Origin of the sequence: Alteribacter natronophilus (assembly GCF_006007885.1) — a bacterium.
Lineage (GTDB): Bacteria > Bacillota > Bacilli > Bacillales > Salisediminibacteriaceae > Alteribacter > Alteribacter natronophilus.
Genome location: NZ_VCRO01000004.1, coordinates 257161 through 277339 on the forward strand (window position 1 = coordinate 257161; position 20179 = coordinate 277339).

Below are 20179 nucleotides of genomic sequence, written 5' to 3' on the forward strand. Positions count from 1 at the left end.
CAGAGGGCAGGAGGGATCAGGGGAACTCAGGACGGGTTCAGCGGGTCGATATCGAATTCGCCGCCTTCTCCGCTCCGATCCTGGTTCATTTCATCCATTCCTTCCTCCACGGCGTAGGTGACCGGGCAGAAGCGGGTGATGCCTTCAGCGATTTTAAGTGAGCCCATCAGAGCCACGAAGAGCGGCAGGGTTTCCCACGGTTTGCGGGTAAGGCGCGCGGTTGCCCAGGCGAGAACGGTGAAGCCTGCAGCGATGCGGATCAGTGCGTTGATCATGCCGATGTTTGGTCGAATCATATTGGATAGCTCCTTTCGTGAGTAAGCGTTTACAAATATTTTCGGACAATTTACATTTCTTTAATGATTTACAGCGCTCAGCATGGTACGATGGGGGAAACTTCTAACGCTCAGGTGATCACAATGTTAAAACAGCCGATTGAATGGACAAAAGCAGAGATCCGCAAACAGCTTGATGTGGTCAGTGGCGATCTGCCGCCGACTGTTCTCATAAAAAACGCCCGCTGGCTCAACAGCGCCACGAAAAGATGGCGGAACGGACACATCTGGATTCACGGGGACAGAATTGTCTACGCCGGGGAGAAACTTACCGGATCCCTCGCCGGTACCGATGTGTATGACGCAGCTGGAAAGTCTGTTGTGCCGGGCTATATCGAACACCATGCCCACCCGTTTCAGTTATATCATCCCCTCAGCTTTGCCAGGTATGCATCGGAACGGGGAACAACGACACTGATCAATGATAATATGAGTCTTTTTTTGCAGTATGGAAAAAAGAAAGCGTTTTCTTTTCTGGAGGCTATGCAGAAAACACCGGTGCTCATGCTCTGGTGGGCACGCTACGATCCTCAGACGGCGCTTGCCAGCCACAACGAAAAATTTACGTACGAGAACATTATGGACTGGCTCGATCATCCGTACGTCGTTCAGGGCGGTGAGCTTACGGACTGGCCGAGCGTACTGAACGGCGATGATGCGATGCTTCACTGGATGCAGGAGACGAAAGCCAGGGGCATGCGGATCGAAGGCCATATGCCCGGGGCCGGTGAGGGAACCCTCACCCGTCTGGCGCTCACCGGGGTGGACTGCGATCACGAGGCGATGACCGGGGAGGAACTGCTCCGCCGTCTCGATCTTGGGTACACGGTCTCCATGAGGTACTCGTCGATTCGTCCGGACCTGCCGGGTCTTCTTGATACAGTTGTGAAGGAAGGGTTGTGCGGCTGTGACCGCCTTCTCATGACCACCGACGGTTCGCCGCCGAAAGTGATGGAGGAAGGCGTCATGGACCGGCTGATCGAGATTGCACTTGGAAAAGGAGTTCCATTTATTGATGCCGTTAATATGGCCACGTATAATGTAGCTAAACACTACCGGCTCGACCACGTCCTCGGTATGATTGCCCCGGGACGCCTGGCGAACATCAATATTCTGGAGTCAGAAGAGAACCCAAGGCCGGTGTCCGTCATGGCAAAAGGGGAGTGGGTTGTCCGTGACGGCGAAGCTGCGGCACAAATGCCGGACCCGGACTGGCCGGAGCTCGGCCTGCCGCGCCTCGAACTGGACTGGGAGCTTACGGAAGCCGATCTGCAGTTTTCCATGCCGCTCGGGGTGGAGATGATCAACGACGTGATCATGAAGCCGTACCAGACGGAGAATGTGATGCTTGGGGATGAGATCCCGCAGGACAGCGACGAATCGTTTTTCGTCCTCATTGACCGTCATGGGAAGTGGCGGGTGAATACGATTATTAAAGGGTTTGCCCGCAACCTCCACGGCATGGCCAGCTCGTTTTCCAACACAGGTGACCTGATTCTGATCGGAAAAAGCAAACAGGGCATCACGGAGGCGTTCCGTGCGCTTAAAAAGCAGGGCGGAGGCATCGTCGTTACCGGTGATGACGGCGTGGAGGCGAGTATTCCCCTTACGCTGAACGGGAAAATGAGCACCCTCGAGCTGCCGCAGATTGCCGAACAGGAACGGCACCTTCTCCGGGTTCTTCAGCAGAAAGGGTACATCTACGGCGATCCGGTATATGCACTGCTGTTCTTTTCCGCGACCCACCTGCCGTACGTGCGGGTGACGCAGCGGGGCATTATTGATGTAAAACAAAAAAAGGTACTCTTTCCTGCAATAATGCGGTAAAATATAAAAGTAAAAGAGCCCTGTTTCCGTCTTGTTTTTTAAGGGTTTTTAGAGGGGTGACGGGAACCAGGGCCGGACCAAAGGGGTTTTCAGGGAAGATGAAATGGAGAAAACAGCTGCTCACTGCTGTTCTGTGCGCGGGGGTTGTGGCACTGGCAGCATGCAGCGGCAATGAGGCGTCGGGTGAGGAAGAGGCAGACGATGCTGTGAACACGGAGGGTGCGGGGCAGGCAGAGGAAACGGACACTTCGCATGAGGGTGCAGAGGAAGAAGCCTTTGCCTTCAAGGCACCGTTGACGGGAAAAGGAACCGATGAGGAGCTGTCCCACACGGCATTCGGGGTGATGGTTGAGAACTCCGCGAACGCCCGTCCCCAGACCGGTTTATACCAGGCGGATCTCGTGTACGAGGTACTCTCGGAAGGAAACATCACCCGTTTTCTGGCGGTTTATCACAGTCAGAAGCCCGAGATGATCGGACCGGTGAGAAGTGCGAGAGAGTACTACGTTCATTTGAATAACGGGTACAGTGCGATTTACGCTGCCGCAGGAGGAAGCCCGGGCGGCCTCGCTCTCGCCGAGGGGCCTGACACGCCGTTTATCAGCGGGCTTGCGTACGACGGCCGCTACTTTACCCGTTCGTCCGAAAGAAGGGCGCCCCATAATATGTATACGGGCTACGAAAACTTAAAGGAAGCATCTTTACAGATCGGGCATGATCTGGAAGACGAACCGCCGGCGCTTACGTTTGACGAGACACCTGCAGAGGGAAAAGCGGCTGTAGGAATGGAGATAAACTATGGCAGCGCAGGGAACAATGTCAGGTACGAGTACGATGCTGATCTCGGCGCGTATAAGCGCAGTAACGGTGGCTCGGCCATTCTCGACCACCGGGACGGCACGCCGGTAGCGCCGGTCAATGTACTGGCGGTCGTGATGGATCACCAGGTTATTGACGATCAGGGGCGCCGGGAAATCAATCTTTCTTCGGGAGGAAAAGCGTACCTGTTCCGAGAAGGTGTAGTAGAGGAACTGGAATGGCAGAACGTGGACGGTCGGATTCTGCCGTTTAAGAGCGGAGAGCCTGCAGGATTTCTGCCGGGACAGACGTGGATTAACGTCATTCCATCCGAAGACCGTCTGACCATCCAGGACTAGTGGGAATGGTCCGGGGCAAAATTCCGCTTACTTCCGGTACCAGCCGGCACCAAGGCAGCAAGGAAAGGATGAACAGCCATGCAAATCGATAAATTGCGGGGTAAAGAACTCGATCAGCTTTTTGAAGCGATTCTGAGCCTCAAGGACAAAGAAGAGTGCTATCAGTTTTTTGACGATCTCTGTACGATGAACGAAATCCAGTCTCTCGGCCAGCGCCTGGAAGTGGCGCGCATGCTGATGGATGGCGACACGTATCAGAAGATCGAAAAGGACACGGGGGCAAGCACAGCCACAATCTCCCGCGTCAAGCGCTGCATCAATTATGGAAACGACGGCTACCGCATGACTCTCGAGCGGGTAAAAGAAGAGCAGCAGGCGAAATAAAGATGTTGGATTGAAGGCACACCCTTTTTCAGGGTGTGCTTTTTGTTTTGGGGGAGTGGGGGGGCTTGGTGCAGCGTTTGGAGCGATTAGTAAGGCGTTTAGGGTGGATGGTGCAGCGTTTGGAGCGATTAGCACAGCATTTAGGGTGATTAGCGCTGTGTTTGGAGCGATTAGCAGGATCAAGCAGAGCTCCTCCGGACCCCGGTCACAAAATTCTCCGAAATCCCTTCCCGGTCATAGTGAGACGCGGGCTTATTTTTGATATACTTATGTGATGAGTTAACAAAGACACGTTTATTTCTGGAGGAACTTTCCCATGCTCGAATATCATGAATGGCAGCATGTTTTTAAGCTGGATCCAAATAAAGAGATCAGTGACGACGACCTGGAGGCGGTATGTGAATCCGGTACCGATGCCGTGATCGTCGGCGGAACCGACGGTGTGACAGAGGACAACACGCTGAATCTGCTCATGCGCATCCGCCGCTACTCGGTGGCGTGCGCCCTTGAGGTGAGCACGATGGACGCGGTCACGCCAGGCTTTGACTACTACCTTATTCCGTCTGTTGTAAATACCGAAAAAGCCGAATGGGTGAACGGCCGCCATCACGCGGCGATCCGCGAGTTCGGCCCGGTCATGAACTGGGAAGAGGTGCTGTCGGAAGCCTACTGCGTCCTCAATCCCGAGGCCAAAGTGGCGAAACTAACGGAAGCAAAAACCGACTTATCAGAAGAGGATATCGTCGCCTACGCCCGTATGACGGAAAACCTGATCCGCATGCCGGTCTTTTACCTGGAGTACAGCGGTACATACGGCGACCCGGCAGTAGTGGAAGCGGCGGCCGGAGTACTCGACCGGACCCGCCTGTTTTACGGCGGCGGCATTACAAACGCTGATCAGGCAAAGGAAATGGCCGCACATGCCGACACCATCGTCGTCGGCAACGTCATCTACGACGACCTGAAGAGTGCGCTCAAAACCGTCAAAGCGGTGAAGGGGAAATAAATTTCCGTTGTCAGCAGCACGTCAGAAGCGACACTCCTGCGGGAACAACGCCGGCGGAAGACCCCGCAGGGTGATTTTCCCGAGGAGGCTTCCCGGACCGCCGCGGAAAGGGAGCGGATGGCGTGCAGCGGAGCTTTCCGCACCACCGCAAAAATCATAGAGGCAACAAAGCAAAACGGCAGTATACACACCCGTCCCCATACGGTAAAATAGAACGAAACAAGAACATATGTTTGGAGTGGTAGATATGGAACGAGTCAGTGACCAGCTGACAGCAGGACTGAACCCCGAACAGCAGAAAGCGGTAAAGCACGCAGCCGGACCGCTTTTAATCATGGCTGGAGCCGGAAGCGGCAAGACCCGGGTGCTGACCCACCGCATCGCCTACCTGATCGGTGAAAAAGGCGTCGCCCCGTGGTCGATTCTTGCCATTACGTTTACAAATAAAGCAGCACGTGAAATGAAAGACCGGATCGGCAGGATTGTGGAAGGACCGGGAGCCGAGGACATCTGGATTTCCACATTTCACTCCATGTGCGTGCGCATGCTGCGCCGTGACGTGGACAGAATCGGCGTGAACCGCAACTTTACGATCCTCGACGGCTCCGACCAGCAGACCGTCATGAAAAGGCTCATGAAAGAGCAGAATATCGATACAAAGAAGTTCGAGCCGAGAAGCATTCTCGGTACAATCAGCTCTGCGAAAAACGAACTGAAAACAGCGGCGGACTACGGCAAAACCGCCAACGGTCCGTATGAGGATACGGTGCATAAGCTCTACACTGCCTACGAGAAGGAACTGAAAAAGAACCATGCCATGGACTTTGACGATCTGATCATGAAGACGATCACTCTCTTTAAAAAGGTCCCGGAAGTGCTTGAATTCTACCAGCGCAAGTTTCAGTACGTGATGGTGGACGAGTACCAGGATACGAACCGCGCCCAGTACGTGCTCGTTCAGATGCTTGCTGACCGCCACCAAAACATCTGCGTGGTCGGTGACTCCGATCAGTCGATCTACCGCTGGCGCGGCGCAGATATCCAGAACATCCTGAGCTTTGAAAAGGACTATCCGAACGCCACGGTTATCCTTCTGGAGCAGAATTACCGCTCAACGAAGACGATCCTGAAGGCGGCGAACGACGTAATCGGCAACAATGCCGGACGAAAGAAGAAAAATCTCTGGACCGAAAACGACGACGGGGACAAGCTCGCCCTCTACGAAGCGGATAACGAGCACGACGAAGCCCAGCACGTGGTCGGAAAAGTGAGAGAGATGCTCGATTCCGGGAAATATAAGGAATCAGACATTGCCGTCCTGTACCGGACGAACGCCCAGTCCCGTGTGATCGAGGAAATGTTCGTCAAATCGAACCTCAACTACACGATCGTCGGCGGAACGAAGTTCTACGACAGAAAAGAGATCAAGGACGTGCTCGCCTACCTCCGCCTTGTGGCAAATCCAGACGACGACATCAGTCTGCGCAGGATCATCAACGTGCCGAAGCGGGGCATCGGGGCTTCCACGATGGACAAAATTGCCCAGTTTGCAGACATGCAGGGAATCTCCATGTACAGAGCCCTTCAGGATGTAAACGAAATCGGTCTTTCCACCCGTGCCCGTAACGCCCTGGCTGAATTTATCACCCAGATCAGCAACTGGGTGCAGATGCAGGATTACCTGAGCGTTACGGAACTGGTGGAGGAACTTCTCGATAAAACCGGCTACCGGGCGATGCTCAAAAACGATAAGAGCCTAGAATCCGAGAGCCGCCTTGAAAACGTGGAGGAATTCCTCACCGTTACGAAGGACTTTGAACAATCGAATGAAGATAAATCGCTCATCGCCTTCCTGACTGATCTCGCGCTGATTGCCGACATCGACAAAGTGGAGGAGGACGAGGAAACGGGTGAACCGGAGGAGCAGATTATCCTTATGACGCTTCACTCTGCCAAAGGACTCGAGTTTCCGGTCGTATTTCTCATCGGCATGGAGGAAGGCGTGTTCCCTCACAGCCGTTCCCTCATGGAGGAAGCAGAGATGGAAGAGGAGCGCCGCCTTGCCTACGTTGGTATTACCCGGGCGGAAAAAGAGCTGTACCTTTCCCGCGCCCGGATGCGGACTCTCTACGGCCGCACAAACATGAACCCGGCATCCCGGTTCCTCGGGGAAATTCCGGAGGATCTCCTTGACGGCACAAAAGAAGACCAGGCACAGCCTGCCTGGATGAAAACCTCGCGTCAGACGCCGGGAAGTCAGGGCGGATTCGGCCGCACGGGCGGCGCTGCTGCAGGAAGCTTCGGCGGCGGCACCGGGCGGACGAGCGGCGGTTTTGGAGGCCGTACGGCAGCGCCTCAGAAACGGCGGACATCGATGCGCACAACAACGACTAAAACCGGCGGCGACGGCTTCACGTGGGCTGTTGGCGACAAGGCGTCCCATAAAAAGTGGGGCACCGGGACCGTTGTGAGCATGAAAGGTGACGGGGAAAACGTGGAGCTTGATATCGCGTTTCCAAACGTGGGTGTAAAACGGCTCTTCGCCAAATTCGCCCCGATTACGAAAGAGTAAGGTGGGACCAGGATGGACCGAAACGAAGCACAGCAGCGGATCGACCAGCTGACCGATACATTAAACGACTATGCACACCACTACTACGTCCTTGACGAACCGAAAGTGAGCGACGCCGAGTACGATCATCTGTTAAAGGAACTGATGGCGCTTGAGGACGCGCATACGGAGTTCAAGCGCGACGATTCGCCGACGGAACGGGTAGGCGGAGAGATTCTGGAATCTTTTAAAAAGGTAAGGCACGAGGTTCCGATGCTGAGCCTCTCCAATGCCTTTAACGCGGAGGATCTCCGGGATTTTGACCGGAGGGTCCAGCAGGGTACCGGGAGAAAGGCCCGCTACAGCTGTGAGCTGAAAATTGACGGGCTTGCGGTGACGCTGAAGTACGAGAAGGGCCGGTTTGTGCTCGGGGCAACCCGGGGCGACGGCACGGTCGGCGAGGATATTACGAGCAACCTGAGAACGATTCCTTCGATTCCGCTCCGTCTGAAGGAAGAGGTGGACATCGAGGTGCGCGGCGAGGCGTTTATGCCGAAGCGGTCGTTTGAGCGGCTGAACGAAGCGAAGGAGGAACTGGGCGAGCAGCTGTTTGCGAACCCCCGGAACGCGGCGGCGGGATCGCTCCGCCAGCTCGATCCGAAAATTGCTTCCAAACGGAATCTCGATATCTTTGTCTACTCGATCGGGCAGCTCAAGGAAAAGCGGATCGACTCGCACCACGAGGCGCTCCAGTACGTAAGCGAGCTCGGGTTTAAGATCAACCGTGAGTATAAAATCTGCGACACGATCGAGGAAGTGGTCGAGTACTGCGAGAGCTGGCTCGATAAGCGGGCCGATCTGCCGTACGAGATCGACGGGATTGTGATCAAGGTCGACAGCCTTACCGACCAGGAGGAGCTCGGCTTTACGGCGAAAAGCCCCCGCTGGGCCACGGCGTACAAGTTTCCGGCAGAGGAGGTCGTGACGACACTCGAGGACATTACCCTCAACGTGGGACGTACCGGCGTAGTAACCCCGACGGCGATTCTCGCACCGGTGTCTGTTGCCGGGACGACCGTGAAGCGGGCATCCCTTCACAACGAGGACCTGATCCGGGAAAAGGATCTCAAGCTCGGGGACAAGGTTACGATTAAAAAAGCCGGTGACATCATTCCGGAAGTGGTGAACGTGCTCACGGAGCAGCGGACCGGCGATGAACGCGACTTTTCCATGCCGACGCACTGTCCCGAATGTGAGAGCGAGCTGGACAGAATCGAAGGGGAGGTTGCCCTTCGATGCATGAACCCGAAATGCCCGGCGCAGATCCGGGAAGGACTCATCCATTTTGTGAGCCGGAATGCCATGAACATCGATGGTCTCGGGGAGCGTGTGATTGCCCAGCTGTTTGCGCACGGTCTCATTGAAGACGTGGCGGACCTTTACCGCCTCCAGCGTGAGGAGCTTCTTAAGCTCGAGCGGATGGGGGAGAAGTCCGTGGACAACCTCCTGAACGCCATCGAAGCGACGAAGGAAAACAGCATGGAAAAACTGCTGTTTGGCCTCGGCATCCGTCACGTAGGCGCCAAGGCGGCCCAGACGCTTGCCATGCACTTTGAGTCTATGGACGGGCTGAAGAAGGCATCGCGGGAGGAGCTGACGGCGATCCATGAAGTCGGTGAGAAAATGGCCGATGCCGTGGTGACGTACTTTGAACATCCGGAAGTGGCAGAGCTTCTGGAGGAGCTTCGCGAAGCCGGCGTGAACCTTACGTACACAGGGCCGAAACTTCAGAACGCAGAAGAGCAGGATTCGCCGTTTGCAGGCAAAACGATCGTGCTGACCGGCTCCCTTCAGGAAATGACGCGGAATGAAGCGAAGAAGCAGATCGAGCTGCTTGGCGGTAACGTAACCGGAAGCGTGAGCAAAAAAACGGACCTCCTTATAGCCGGGGAGAGCGCCGGATCGAAACTGACAAAAGCGCAGGACTTAAACATAGAAATCTGGGATGAAGCGAAAATGCTGGAAGAGCTGAACCGTTAGGCCGGTTTTGCCGGATTGACGAAGAGGGGCTTTTTCCAGCCCGCGTTCATCATCTTGAGGAGTGAAACAAATGGTCAGACGGCTCAGTGTCATTGGCCTTGCCGGTGTGCTTTTACTCACCGGCTGTCTGCCTGGTGCAGATGGGGAAGATGAAACGGAACTGGTGGAAGAGGAAGAAGACGAGCACGTGTATACGCCGACACCGACGATTAATGCTCCTGAAGGGTACTACAGAAACGTGCTTCAGGACGGGAAATACCAGCGGAGTCCGGCAAGGGGCAGTGTGTCGGATTCCATGAACAACCGCGTGGACGTGGATCAGTTTGAAATGGGGCTGATGGAGATAGCTTCGGCTCATTTCAGCCAGGAGGACTACTTTTTCAGGGACGGCCAGCTTCTGTCAGGCGGTGTGATTAACAGCTGGCTCAGGCGTCTCGGTCCTTATTCCGATAACGAGCGGATCGGTTCCCGTTACGTAAGCGGTCTGAATCCGTCCCTGTATACGGAAGAGGAACTCGAGTACAACGATGCCGTGAACCGCGGCGAGGAAGTCGATGAGAACCCGGATCTGGCTGTGGATCCATCTGAATGGAGCATGGAGGAAGAGGAACAGCGGATGAAGGATAACCCGGCATTTCTCTCCCACATAATGGAGCATAACTATATGGTTCAGGACGGGGAGGAGAGCGTTGCCCTTGGAGGCATTGTGATCGGTATGGGGATGCGCCACACGTATACGTTCAGTATTACGGATGACGAAACAGGCCGCATCCACAGCTTTGAGGAGTCCCTTGATCCCGAGGAAGTGGAAGCAGCCACGCGGCAGCGTGCACAGATCGTGCTCAACCGGCTGAGAAGCCACGATGATATCGATGAGGACACTCCGATCGTCATTGCCCTCTACCAGGAACAGCGGCGGAATTCACTGGTGCCGGGAAGCTTCGTCTCGGTTGCCCGTTCCGACAGCGGAGTGGAGCTTGGAAACTGGGAAACACTCGATGAAGACCACTACCTGTTCCCGTCGAGCAGAGCGTCGGAAAACAGGCGGGATCACGCTGATGCATTCTCCGCGTTCAAAAACGAAGTGGAGGACTTCTTTGATCATGCCATCGGAATTGTCGGTAAAGGCCGTTACAAAAGCGGCGATCTGCAGGAGTTCAGGGTGGAGCTGAACATGCAGTCCCACGGGAAAGCGGAAATTATCGCCCTCACCCAGCACCTGAGCGGTCTTAAACAGGAATATCTTGCGTTCGATGCACCGGTGAAAATCTACCTGGAGTCTGTTACCGGCACGGAGGCTATTGTAGTGACGTATCCGGGCGAGGAGCCGTTTGTGCATATTCACTAGAAACCCTGCTGTCTGGGGCCTGTCACGGGTGCAGTCCGTCACAGGTGCAGTCCGTCACAGGAGTCTTTTGAAGTGTAAAAAGCATACAGGACGTTTGAAGGAAGGCCGTCCGTCCCTTTATCAGGGAGGGGCGGTTTTTCTGTGTGCAATTTTATAGAGAAAAGTCCCGGTTTAGGGTGAATCCTTTCATGCATTAACGTTTTTCTGAGAAAAATGAGAAGGCGTCAAATGTCGTGCTTTTGTGACAAATATGTGAAACCATCAAATTTATTTTAATTATTTTTTTTGAATATATATGTCTATATGAAAATGAAAGCGGTTAATTTTACAATAAACGTGTATATTAATTCACAAAAAAGTTGACTTAATAATATTTTCAATGTTCAAATTATTAAAATGTGATATGATTCTGCTTGTGCGTTGAAGTTGGGCGTGCGCACACTGCTGCTTAGCCGCCGGGTGTTTGCATAAACGTGAATATTGCCTGTGTCGGTATCTGAGCGGTGATTATTTTGAGTAAAGTCAGTCAGTAAAGCAAATGCTAACAAATACTTGGAATTGCGCCTGTTTTCTTCAAGCAAGTTAAAGGAGGGAAAGAATAAGTGGAACATTCACTTACGGCAGGAACCTGGTTTTGGCTTCTCGTGCCAATGCTCACAATTGTTATTCTATCCATCATTACTTTTTTCACTGAAAGGAGCTCCTAAACAGCAATGGAAACAGCAACGTTAGTCACGTTTATAGTGTATTTAGTAGGTATGCTCGCAATTGGTCTTGTGGCATACAAAATGACAAGCAATCTATCTGATTACGTACTCGGTGGACGCCGTCTCGGCGGAAGCGTAGCCGCACTCAGTGCCGGTGCTTCCGATATGAGTTCGTGGCTCCTCCTCGGTCTGCCTGGTGCCATGTATGTGGCAGGTATGACGGAAATCTGGATCGCAGTCGGTCTGGCTGTCGGTGCATACTTAAACTGGCAGTTTGTGGCCAAGCGTCTTCGTGTCTACACGGAAATTGCAGGCGACTCCATTACCCTGCCTGACTTCTTTGAAAACCGGTTCAGAGATGACTCGAAAATTCTCCGTGTGGTATCTGCACTCGTTATTCTTGTATTTTTTGCATTCTACACGTCTTCCGGACTTGTAGGGGGAGCGCTTCTGTTCTCTTCCTCATTCGGATTCGACTATACAACAGCGCTATGGATCGGTGCGATCGTCATTATTTCGTACACGTTCCTCGGCGGATTCCTTGCAGTCAGCTGGACTGACTTTGCACAGGGTATTCTCATGTTTCTTGCTCTTATTATCGTGCCAATCGTGGCTATTAACCAGATGGGCGGATGGGGCGAAACGGTCAACCAGATCGGTGAAATTGACCCGAGCTACCTTGATGTGTTTGCCGGTACAACGGTAATCGGAATTATCTCCCTTCTTGCATGGGGGCTTGGTTACTTCGGTCAGCCGCACATCGTAGCACGTTTTATGGCGATCAAGTCCAAGGAAGAGATTCCAAAAGCACGTCTTGTAGGTATTACGTGGATGGTATTCGCCCTCTTCGGTGCGATTTTCACAGGTTTCATCGGGATTGCGTACTTTGCTGATGCACCGCTTGCGGACGGCGCACAGGAAACGGTCTTTATCGAGTTCACCCAGGTTCTCTTTAACCCATGGGTATCCGGTTTCCTTCTTGCAGCCATCCTGGCAGCGATCATGAGTACAATCGACTCCCAGCTACTCGTGTCTTCTTCTGCTCTGACAGAGGACTTCTACAAAGCGATCTTCCGTAAACAGGCAACACAGCAGGAGCTTGTGTGGGTCGGCCGTCTTGGGGTTCTTCTTATCGCCCTGTTTGCGATCTTCCTCGCATACAATCCGGAAGCGACAGTACTTGAGCTTGTAGGGTATGCTTGGGCAGGATTCGGTGCCGCGTTCGGTCCGGTTATCATTCTCGCCCTGTTCTGGAAACGCATGACACGTAACGGTGCACTTGCCGGTATGATCGTCGGTGGTGCAACAGTTATTCTCTGGGGCTACCTGCCTGAAGGCTTCGCGCTTGCAGGACTTTACGAAATCGTACCAGGATTCATCTTCGCCTGGATCGCGATCATGGTTGTCAGCCTTACAGGGCCGGCACCATCTGATGAAGTTCAGAAGCAGTTTGACGAAGTACAGCAGAACCTCTAATCGATATTTCAGGTTTTGCTCCGACGAGCCTCCTTCGCGCGTTTACTCGTGCGGGGGAGGTTTTTTTTTGCGTTCTGTCCGGCTGGGAGGCGGATGCCGGGGGGGGGGGGGACGGGGAGTAGTCGATGCAGGGCTAAGGACAATAAGATTCGGCTAAGGACAATAAGTTTTGACTAAGGACAATAAGATTCGGCTAAGGACAATAAGTTTCGATTAAGGACAATAAGATTCGAGTAAGGACAATAAGTTTCGATTAAGAACGATAAGGAAATAATAAGAACAATAAACCTCCCCGGAACGCCACAGAACCCCTCACGGAAAACGCATATCAGCACAGTCCGTTTGTTGCTTGTACACTGCAATTTTGATAAGATCAGTTTATTACTTTAGGACGTACAGGCGCCGGTGCGGTCACGGATCCGACGATCCCGTACTGCCCGGCGTCCTTATTCATGACTGGAGGTTTATACGGAATGGAACGGATTACAAAAAGCCAGATCAAGCACGTGGCGCACCTTGCCCGCCTTGAATTTTCCGATCACGAAGTGGAGATGTTCTCCGAGCAGCTCGATCAGATCATTAACTTCGCCGAACAGCTGAATGAGCTGGACACTGACAACGTGGTGCCGACTTCCCACGTGTTCGACGTGAGAAATGTGCTGCGCGAGGACGAAGTGAAGCCGTCACTCAGCCAGGAAGAGGCGCTCGAAAACGCCCCGGCCCAAAAAGACGGCCAGATGAAAATTCCAACGGTATTTGAATAAGGAGGAGCCACATGTCAATTCTGGATCAGCGTTTTGCTCACATTCATGAGCAGTTACATAAGAAGGAACTGTCCGTTTCCGATCTCGTTGATGCTTCATACAAACGGATCAGCGAAGTGGACGGAAAAATAAATTCATTTCTGCATCTGAACGAAGAAGGGGCCCGTCAGAAGGCGAAGGAGCTCGATGACAGCCTCGGAAAGGACGACGTAACGAGCGTCCTCTTCGGCCTGCCTGCCGGCATTAAGGACAACATCAGCACCAAAGGCATCCGCACCACTTGCGCGAGTAAGATCCTTGACCGGTTCAAGCCGCTCTATAACGCAACAGTGATGAACAAACTTGAAACCGAACAGATCATCAACATTGGCAAACTGAACATGGACGAGTTTGCCATGGGGTCTTCGAACGAAAACTCCGGTTATGGACCCGTCAGAAACCCGTGGGACACAGAGCGTGTACCGGGAGGATCGAGCGGAGGTTCCGCCGCGACTGTTGCAGCGGGGGAAGTGCTCTTTTCCCTCGGGTCCGACACAGGCGGCTCGATCCGAGAGCCGGCTGCATTCTGCGGATGCGTGGGACTGAAGCCGACGTACGGCCGTGTTTCCCGCTTCGGACTCGTGGCATTTGCCTCGTCGCTGGACCAGATCGGCCCCCTTACACGGACGGTGGAAGATAACGCTCACGTACTTCAGGCGATCTCCGGGCACGACCCGATGGACTCCACGAGCGCCGGTGTGGACGTGCCCACCTACGTGGACGCCTTTACAGGGGATTTGCGCGGCAAAAAGATCGCTGTTCCCAAGGAGTATTTCAATGAAGGGGTGGACATCGAAGTCCGCAACAAAGTCCGTGAAGCGCTCGACCAGCTCGAAAAACTCGGTGCCACGTGGGAGGAAGTCTCCCTTCCCCACTCAAAGTATGCCGTGGCCACGTACTACCTGCTTGCCTCCTCGGAAGCATCTGCGAACCTGTCGCGGTTTGACGGGATCCGCTACGGTGAACGGATTGAGGACGAGCGCCTGATCGAAACTTACAAAAAGACCCGCAGTGAGTACTTCGGAAACGAAGTGAAGCGCCGGATCATGCTTGGGACGTTTGCTTTAAGTTCCGGCTACTACGACGCTCTTTATAAAAAAGCCCAGAAAGTCCGGACGCTCATCAAACAGGACTTTGATGAAATTTTCCTTAAATACGATGCAGTAGTCGGGCCGACGACGCCGACGACGGCGTTTAAGATCGGCGATAAAATCGACGACCCGCTCACAATGTATATGACCGATATTCTCACGATTCCGGTAAACCTTGCCGGAGTGCCGGCGATCAGCGTGCCATGCGGTTTCTGTGAGGGACTGCCTGTTGGGCTGCAGATTATCGGCAACCACTTTGACGAAAAAACAGTCTATCAGATCGCCCACGCTTTTGAGCAGGCGACCGATCACCATAAACAAAAACCGGAGCTGTAAGGGGGGATACGAATGGAATTTGAAACGGTCATAGGTCTTGAAGTACACGTGGAACTTAAAACAGAATCGAAAATATTCTGCGGCTGCTCGACGGAATTCGGAGCGCCGCCGAACACCCATACATGCCCGATCTGCCTCGGCCATCCGGGCGTACTGCCGGTGCTGAACGGAAAAGCAGTGGATTTTGCCATGCGCGCCGCACTTGCCCTCAACTGTGAGGTGGCATCGGAAACAAAATTTGACCGGAAGAACTACTTCTATCCGGACAGCCCGAAAGCGTATCAGATCAGCCAGTTTGACGAGCCGATCGGGGAAAACGGCTGGATCGATATCAACGTGGACGGGGAGAAGAAGCGAATCGGGATTACCCGACTGCACCTCGAGGAGGATGCCGGAAAGCTGACACACGTGGACGGGGAGCACTACTCCCTCGTGGATTTTAACCGGGTCGGCACGCCGCTCATTGAGATTGTGAGTGAGCCGGACATCCGTACACCGGACGAAGCCTACGCCTATCTGGAAAAACTGAAAGCGATCATGCAGTATACAGATGTGTCCGACTGCAAAATGGAGGAAGGTTCCCTACGGTGCGATGCGAACATTTCGATCCGCCCGAAAGGCGATGACAAGTTCGGCACGAAAACAGAGCTGAAGAACCTCAACTCGTTTGCAAACGTGCGGAAAGGGATTGCCTACGAGGAAGAACGGCAGGAGAGCGAAATCAGACGCGGCGGCCGGATTCTTCAGGAAACGCGCCGCTGGGATGCAGACGGCAGCAAAACGATCCTTATGCGCGTAAAGGAAGGTTCCGAAGACTACCGCTACTTCCCGGAGCCGGATCTCGTATACCTATACATCGAGGACGAGTGGAAGGAGCGCGTACGCGGTGAGATTCCGGAGCTTCCTGACGATCGTCAGCAGCGCTATGTGAACGAGCTCGATCTGCCGGAGTACGACGCGGGAGTTCTTACCCAGCAGAAAGTGATGAGTGACTTCTTCGAGAAAGGCCTCGAGGCCGGTGCTCCGGCAAAACTTCTGTCCAACTGGATGATGGGCGAAGTGAGCGCCTGGCTGAAAGCCAATAATAAAGATATAACCGAAGTACCGATGACGCCGGAAGGCCTTGCCGGCATGATCGAACTTATCGAGGACGGTACGATCTCGAGTAAAATTGCGAAGAAAGTGTTCAAGGAGCTCATCGAAAAAGGCGGCGATCCGAAAACGATCGTGAAGGAAAAAGGACTCGTCCAGATTACGGACGAAGGTGAGATCCGCACCATAGTCAACGACGTTCTGGACAGCAACGAGCAGTCGATTGCAGACTATAAGGACGGCAAGGAGAAAGCGCTCGGTTTCCTCGTTGGCCAGGTGATGAAAGCTTCACGGGGGAAAGCGAACCCGCAGATGGTCAACACACTTTTAGCAGATGAAATAGAGAAACGATAGAGATGAACGGAACCGCCGTACCCGAAGAGGTGCGGTGGTTTTTTTCCGTAAAGGGGAGGGGAAACAGTATATAACAGCCGAAAGTCCCCGTACATCCTGCTGCCGGTTTCAATCCGCACCCCAAAAGCCCCCGTTCCATTACACCGATTCAGGCCGAAGCGGGTGACATACGGCACCATACCTGTTAGGATAGACACTTGTGAGGGCGGTGCGTATAAATGTCTTTTGCACCGCATAAGATACTTGTACTTTTTAAAATATCTCAAAAAAATAAAAAACCGGAGGGATGGTTACGTGAAGAAAGACGCTGTACAGTTTATCCTATCGGCCGCAGCGGCTATTGTCTTTTTTACCGGAACGATCGCTCTGGTCATTCTCGGTATACGCGGCATCGGGGCAAACCTGGTGCAGATTGAATCGGGCACAAGTGTATTTCTTTTTGCCCTTGCCACGTTCGGATGGCTCATACCCCTGCAGCTCCTGTCGCTGCTCCGGATGATTCCGGTGCAGAAGAGGCAGATGCGCATGATGTTTCCGTACGCGGAACGGCTGTTTCAGGTAAGCGTGTTTGTTCTTTACCTGGTCGGCTTAAATCAGGTGATACCGGCTGTGAACTTCTCAGCCGCCGGAATGATTGCTTTTGCAGGCATCATGGTGGTCCTTGCCAAGATTCTCTTTATGCGTGTGAACGCGGAAGCGCGGAAAATCCGCCGCCGCGAACTTGATAAACAGCTCAGCCGCGACTGAGCCCTGAGCAAAGGCCGTAAAAGGCAGAAGGTCACCGCTCCTGTCACAGGATGCGGTGACCTTCTTTTTTCATACACAGAAAGGAATGGGGCGTCCCGTTTACCGGGCTCAGAAACGACTGATCCGGGTCGAATCCGGCGTTTTCATAGAGCCGGATCGCCCGCTCGTTTTTTTTGATCACCACGAGGCGGAACCTCTCCGTACTGTGAAGCTCACCTAAAAACGAAAGGACTGCCGAGAGAAAAAGCCGGCCGCGGCCTCTGCCTGTAAGGGACGGTTTCATTCCGAGGCCGATATCGAGGTAGGCGTCCGTATCGTACACACCGGCATCGTATCCGCCGGGGACTCTCGCTTCCTCGCCGGTACAGCAGTAGCCCGCCAGCCCGCCGTCATGGCCGAGACAGGCGTAATAGACTCCGCTCAGAAGCTCCTCGAGGCACTCCTGCGTAGGATCGAGATCGTACAGGTCGTATGGCGGCGGATAGCGCCAGAAAAGAATCTGTTCTGCATAATGTTGCGTCATTTTTGTAATCGTATACGGATGTTTCTGGCTTTGCCGCATCGTCTCACCTCAGAAAAAAAACTAAATCAGCTTTCCTCCTCATTTCGACGCCCGGTCTGTGATTTCCTTTTCAGGATCATGACAGGGAAACGATATTTTTCCGCGGCAGTAAAGGAATCAGGCAGGGTCATCCCGAAAACAACAGAGACGGATACGCCATTAAAAAAACAGGTAATCAGGCAAATTTCTACACAGATGCATGTTTTAAACAAACGTTTATTTGAAAGTCGAACAGACGCGCGTTAAGGCGATTAAAGGAGATACTGCGATGCCTTTTTCAAACAGGCTTACTTCTAAAGAGCAGCTTGCGGCTTTGGCGGGAGAACCGAGCGAGCTCGTAAAAAGAAAAACGATCGATCACCTGGACCGGCACTGCCGGACCTTTATCAGACACTCCCCGTTTGCCGTGATTTCCACTTCAGACGGGAACGGTTTCTGCGACGCCTCGCCGCGGGGGGATGGGCCGGGTTTTGTCCGGATTCTCGATGATAAAAGGCTCATCATCCCCGAGCGTCCCGGGAATAAACGGATGGATACACTGTATAACCTTCTTGAAAGTGACAGGATCGGGCTGCTTTTTCTCATTCCGGGGTTCGGGGAAACGCTCCGGGTGAATGGCAGAGGCTCGGTCATTACCGACCGGAAGCTTCTGGAACCGCTTGCAGTCCGGGGCAAAATTCCCGCGCTGGGCATTGGTGTGGAAGCCGACGAGTGCTTTATCCACTGCGCCAAGGCGATGAAACGTTCAGGAATCTGGAAACCGGATCAGTGGCCTGAAACAGACGGGCTGCCGAAAGCGGCCGAGATGCTCGCCGATCACGCGGGTATGAACCGGAAGGACACAGGAAAACTGCACGACCGGCTGGAAAAAGGTTACCGGGAAAGACTATACTGAGAGTGAAACGGGTAAGAAACGCGAGCCTCTGCCGTCGTCCGCACTGGAGAAAGGATCCGGTTGACAGGCAGCTCCCGTTCCAGGCTTGCGTGTACAGACGCTAAGTAAGAGTCTAATAGCAGAGAATGGGGATGTATGTAATGAGTATTAAAACAGAACGTCTCGTGCTTTCACCGTGCACGAAAGACCTTTATCATGCGATTAAAGACGATTATCCCTGCGGTGCCCACATTATGAACTACATGGAGGATGTGGAGGAAGATCCGGAGCTCGCCGGCTGGGGATGCTGGTTTGCTTTCAGGCGTGGGCGGGTGATTGGAGATCTGGGATTCAAAGGCAAGCCGACGCCGCTGAAAACGGTGGAAATCGGCTACGGATTCCTTCCCGAGGTCCGCAACGCCGGCTACGCAACCGAAGCGGCCGAAGCACTCATCGACTGGGCTTTTTCCACAAAGGAAGTGGAAAAAGTGCTCGCGGAATGCCGTCCGGACAACACACCGTCCGTACGGGTGCTGGAGAAGCTCAATTTTGAGATGTACCGCCGGGATGACGATCTTATTTTCTGGCAGCTTCCGAAACGGGAGGACGGTTCGTCCGACTCATTTACGGGGAAACGATGACGCAAAGGAGCGAGCAGTATGACCTGGAAAGCATACGACGATCTTGCCTGGCTCGAGCCGGTCATGGCACCTGCAGAGGATTACATACAGGAAGCCGGGCGGTTCACTCAGGCAATTAACGATGCCCTCGGAAAAAGGGGACCCGGCAAACCTGCCATGCTTCACCTTGCCTGCGGAGCCGGGGGCCACGACGCCTTCTTTAAGAACCATTTCAGGGTGACCGGGGTGGATATCAGTCCCGGCATGCTTGAAATTGCCGCCGAACGTAACCCCGAAGCGGAATACCTTCCCGGAGACATGCGCACGATCGACCTTGAACGGAAGTTTGATGTTGTTGCAATACCGGATGCGATGATGTACATGACGACCCGTGAAGACGTGGAGGCAGCGGCTGCCACCGCGGTTGGGCATCTCGCAGCGGGCGGGGTGCTGATGATTGCCGTTCATACGAAAGAGGAATTTCAGAACAATAATTTCGTCTACACCGCTCAGGACGGCGCTCTCGACGTGACGATGTTTGAAAACAATCATATTCTTCCTTCGGGGGACCGGTACGAGGCGGCGTTTACTTACCTGATCCGGGAAAAAGGTAAGCTCCGGATTGAAAACGATGTCCACACGCTCGGCCTTTTCAGCCTGGACGTGTGGCAGGAGGTCCTTTCCGGCCACGGCCTGAACATAGAAACACGGAGGGCCGATGACCTGTACGACGAGGCGCTCATGGATGGCGGGGAGTACCCGCTCACCGTATTTGTGTGTAAAAAAGCGTAACGGACGCCGTGGGAGTCTTAAAAGAATATAAAAAGGCTTAAAGAGGCGGGGCTCTTTAAGCCTTTTGTTTATAGTGT

At 53.6% G+C, this 20179-nt stretch carries 17 protein-coding genes; 15 read left to right on the forward strand and 2 right to left on the reverse strand.

The annotated features are described in order from the left end of the window. Positions 1 to 26: 26 nt before the first annotated feature. On the reverse strand, positions 27 to 296 hold the full coding sequence (locus FGB90_RS14180; protein WP_246056187.1) for a YgaP family membrane protein: 270 nt from the start codon (positions 294 to 296) through the stop codon (positions 27 to 29). Between the two features lie 123 nt (positions 297 to 419). Between FGB90_RS14180 and FGB90_RS14185 the strand changes: the two genes are divergently transcribed. The 12 genes from FGB90_RS14185 (at position 420) to FGB90_RS14240 (ending at position 17254) form a co-directional block, all read left to right on the forward strand. Further along, positions 420 to 2162, forward strand: coding sequence for an adenine deaminase C-terminal domain-containing protein (locus FGB90_RS14185; RefSeq protein WP_138811500.1), 1743 nt, complete (start codon positions 420 to 422; stop codon positions 2160 to 2162). A gap of 98 nt (positions 2163 to 2260) precedes the next feature. After that, complete coding sequence (locus tag FGB90_RS14190; protein ID WP_138811501.1) at positions 2261 to 3319, forward strand: DUF3048 domain-containing protein; 1059 nt, start codon at positions 2261 to 2263, stop codon at positions 3317 to 3319. 78 nt (positions 3320 to 3397) lie between these two features. Then, positions 3398 to 3703, forward strand: coding sequence for a YerC/YecD family TrpR-related protein (locus FGB90_RS14195; RefSeq protein ID WP_138811502.1), 306 nt, complete (start codon positions 3398 to 3400; stop codon positions 3701 to 3703). Positions 3704 to 4019: 316 nt separating this feature from the next. Next, on the forward strand, positions 4020 to 4709 hold the full coding sequence (gene pcrB, locus FGB90_RS14200; RefSeq protein ID WP_138811503.1) for a heptaprenylglyceryl phosphate synthase: 690 nt from the start codon (positions 4020 to 4022) through the stop codon (positions 4707 to 4709). 247 nt (positions 4710 to 4956) lie between these two features. Then, positions 4957 to 7281 carry a DNA helicase PcrA gene (pcrA, locus tag FGB90_RS14205; RefSeq protein ID WP_246056188.1) on the forward strand — a complete coding sequence of 775 codons (2325 nt, stop codon included), beginning with the start codon at positions 4957 to 4959 and terminating at the stop codon, positions 7279 to 7281. A 12-nt stretch (positions 7282 to 7293) separates the two neighbouring features. Then, entirely contained in the window at positions 7294 to 9300 is a 2007-nt protein-coding gene (gene ligA / locus FGB90_RS14210) for an NAD-dependent DNA ligase LigA (protein WP_138811505.1), read from the forward strand. A 70-nt stretch (positions 9301 to 9370) separates the two neighbouring features. After that, positions 9371 to 10648 (forward strand): CamS family sex pheromone protein, encoded by a 1278-nt coding sequence (locus FGB90_RS14215; RefSeq protein WP_138811506.1) that lies wholly within the window; start codon positions 9371 to 9373, stop codon positions 10646 to 10648. A gap of 713 nt (positions 10649 to 11361) precedes the next feature. Beyond that, positions 11362 to 12831 carry a sodium/proline symporter PutP gene (putP, locus tag FGB90_RS14220; RefSeq protein ID WP_138811507.1) on the forward strand — a complete coding sequence of 490 codons (1470 nt, stop codon included), beginning with the start codon at positions 11362 to 11364 and terminating at the stop codon, positions 12829 to 12831. Between the two features lie 473 nt (positions 12832 to 13304). Next, on the forward strand, positions 13305 to 13595 hold the full coding sequence (gene gatC / locus FGB90_RS14225; RefSeq protein WP_138811508.1) for an Asp-tRNA(Asn)/Glu-tRNA(Gln) amidotransferase subunit GatC: 291 nt from the start codon (positions 13305 to 13307) through the stop codon (positions 13593 to 13595). Between the two features lie 11 nt (positions 13596 to 13606). Further along, on the forward strand, positions 13607 to 15061 hold the full coding sequence (gene gatA / locus FGB90_RS14230) for an Asp-tRNA(Asn)/Glu-tRNA(Gln) amidotransferase subunit GatA (protein ID WP_138811509.1): 1455 nt from the start codon (positions 13607 to 13609) through the stop codon (positions 15059 to 15061). A gap of 12 nt (positions 15062 to 15073) precedes the next feature. Further along, the gene (gene gatB / locus FGB90_RS14235) at positions 15074 to 16507 is read left to right on the forward strand and encodes an Asp-tRNA(Asn)/Glu-tRNA(Gln) amidotransferase subunit GatB (RefSeq protein ID WP_138811510.1); all 1434 of its coding nucleotides are present in this window, start codon (positions 15074 to 15076) and stop codon (positions 16505 to 16507) included. 294 nt (positions 16508 to 16801) lie between these two features. Further along, positions 16802 to 17254, forward strand: coding sequence for a hypothetical protein (locus FGB90_RS14240; RefSeq protein WP_138811511.1), 453 nt, complete (start codon positions 16802 to 16804; stop codon positions 17252 to 17254). A gap of 43 nt (positions 17255 to 17297) precedes the next feature. Here FGB90_RS14240 and FGB90_RS14245 read toward each other — a convergent pair whose 3' ends face one another. Beyond that, entirely contained in the window at positions 17298 to 17816 is a 519-nt protein-coding gene (locus FGB90_RS14245; protein ID WP_138811512.1) for a GNAT family N-acetyltransferase, read from the reverse strand. Positions 17817 to 18084: 268 nt separating this feature from the next. Here FGB90_RS14245 and FGB90_RS14250 point away from each other — a divergent pair, with 268 nt between their 5' ends. The 3 genes from FGB90_RS14250 to FGB90_RS14260 all read left to right on the forward strand — a co-directional run bounded on the left by FGB90_RS14250 (position 18085) and on the right by FGB90_RS14260 (position 20102). Continuing rightward, positions 18085 to 18711 carry a pyridoxamine 5'-phosphate oxidase family protein gene (locus tag FGB90_RS14250; RefSeq protein WP_138811513.1) on the forward strand — a complete coding sequence of 209 codons (627 nt, stop codon included), beginning with the start codon at positions 18085 to 18087 and terminating at the stop codon, positions 18709 to 18711. Between the two features lie 140 nt (positions 18712 to 18851). Further along, positions 18852 to 19331: a GNAT family N-acetyltransferase gene (locus FGB90_RS14255; RefSeq protein ID WP_171051839.1), complete on the forward strand. Its 480-nt coding sequence runs from the start codon at positions 18852 to 18854 to the stop codon at positions 19329 to 19331. 18 nt (positions 19332 to 19349) lie between these two features. Continuing rightward, positions 19350 to 20102 (forward strand): class I SAM-dependent methyltransferase, encoded by a 753-nt coding sequence (locus FGB90_RS14260; protein ID WP_138811515.1) that lies wholly within the window; start codon positions 19350 to 19352, stop codon positions 20100 to 20102. The last annotated feature ends 77 nt before the right edge of the window (positions 20103 to 20179 follow it).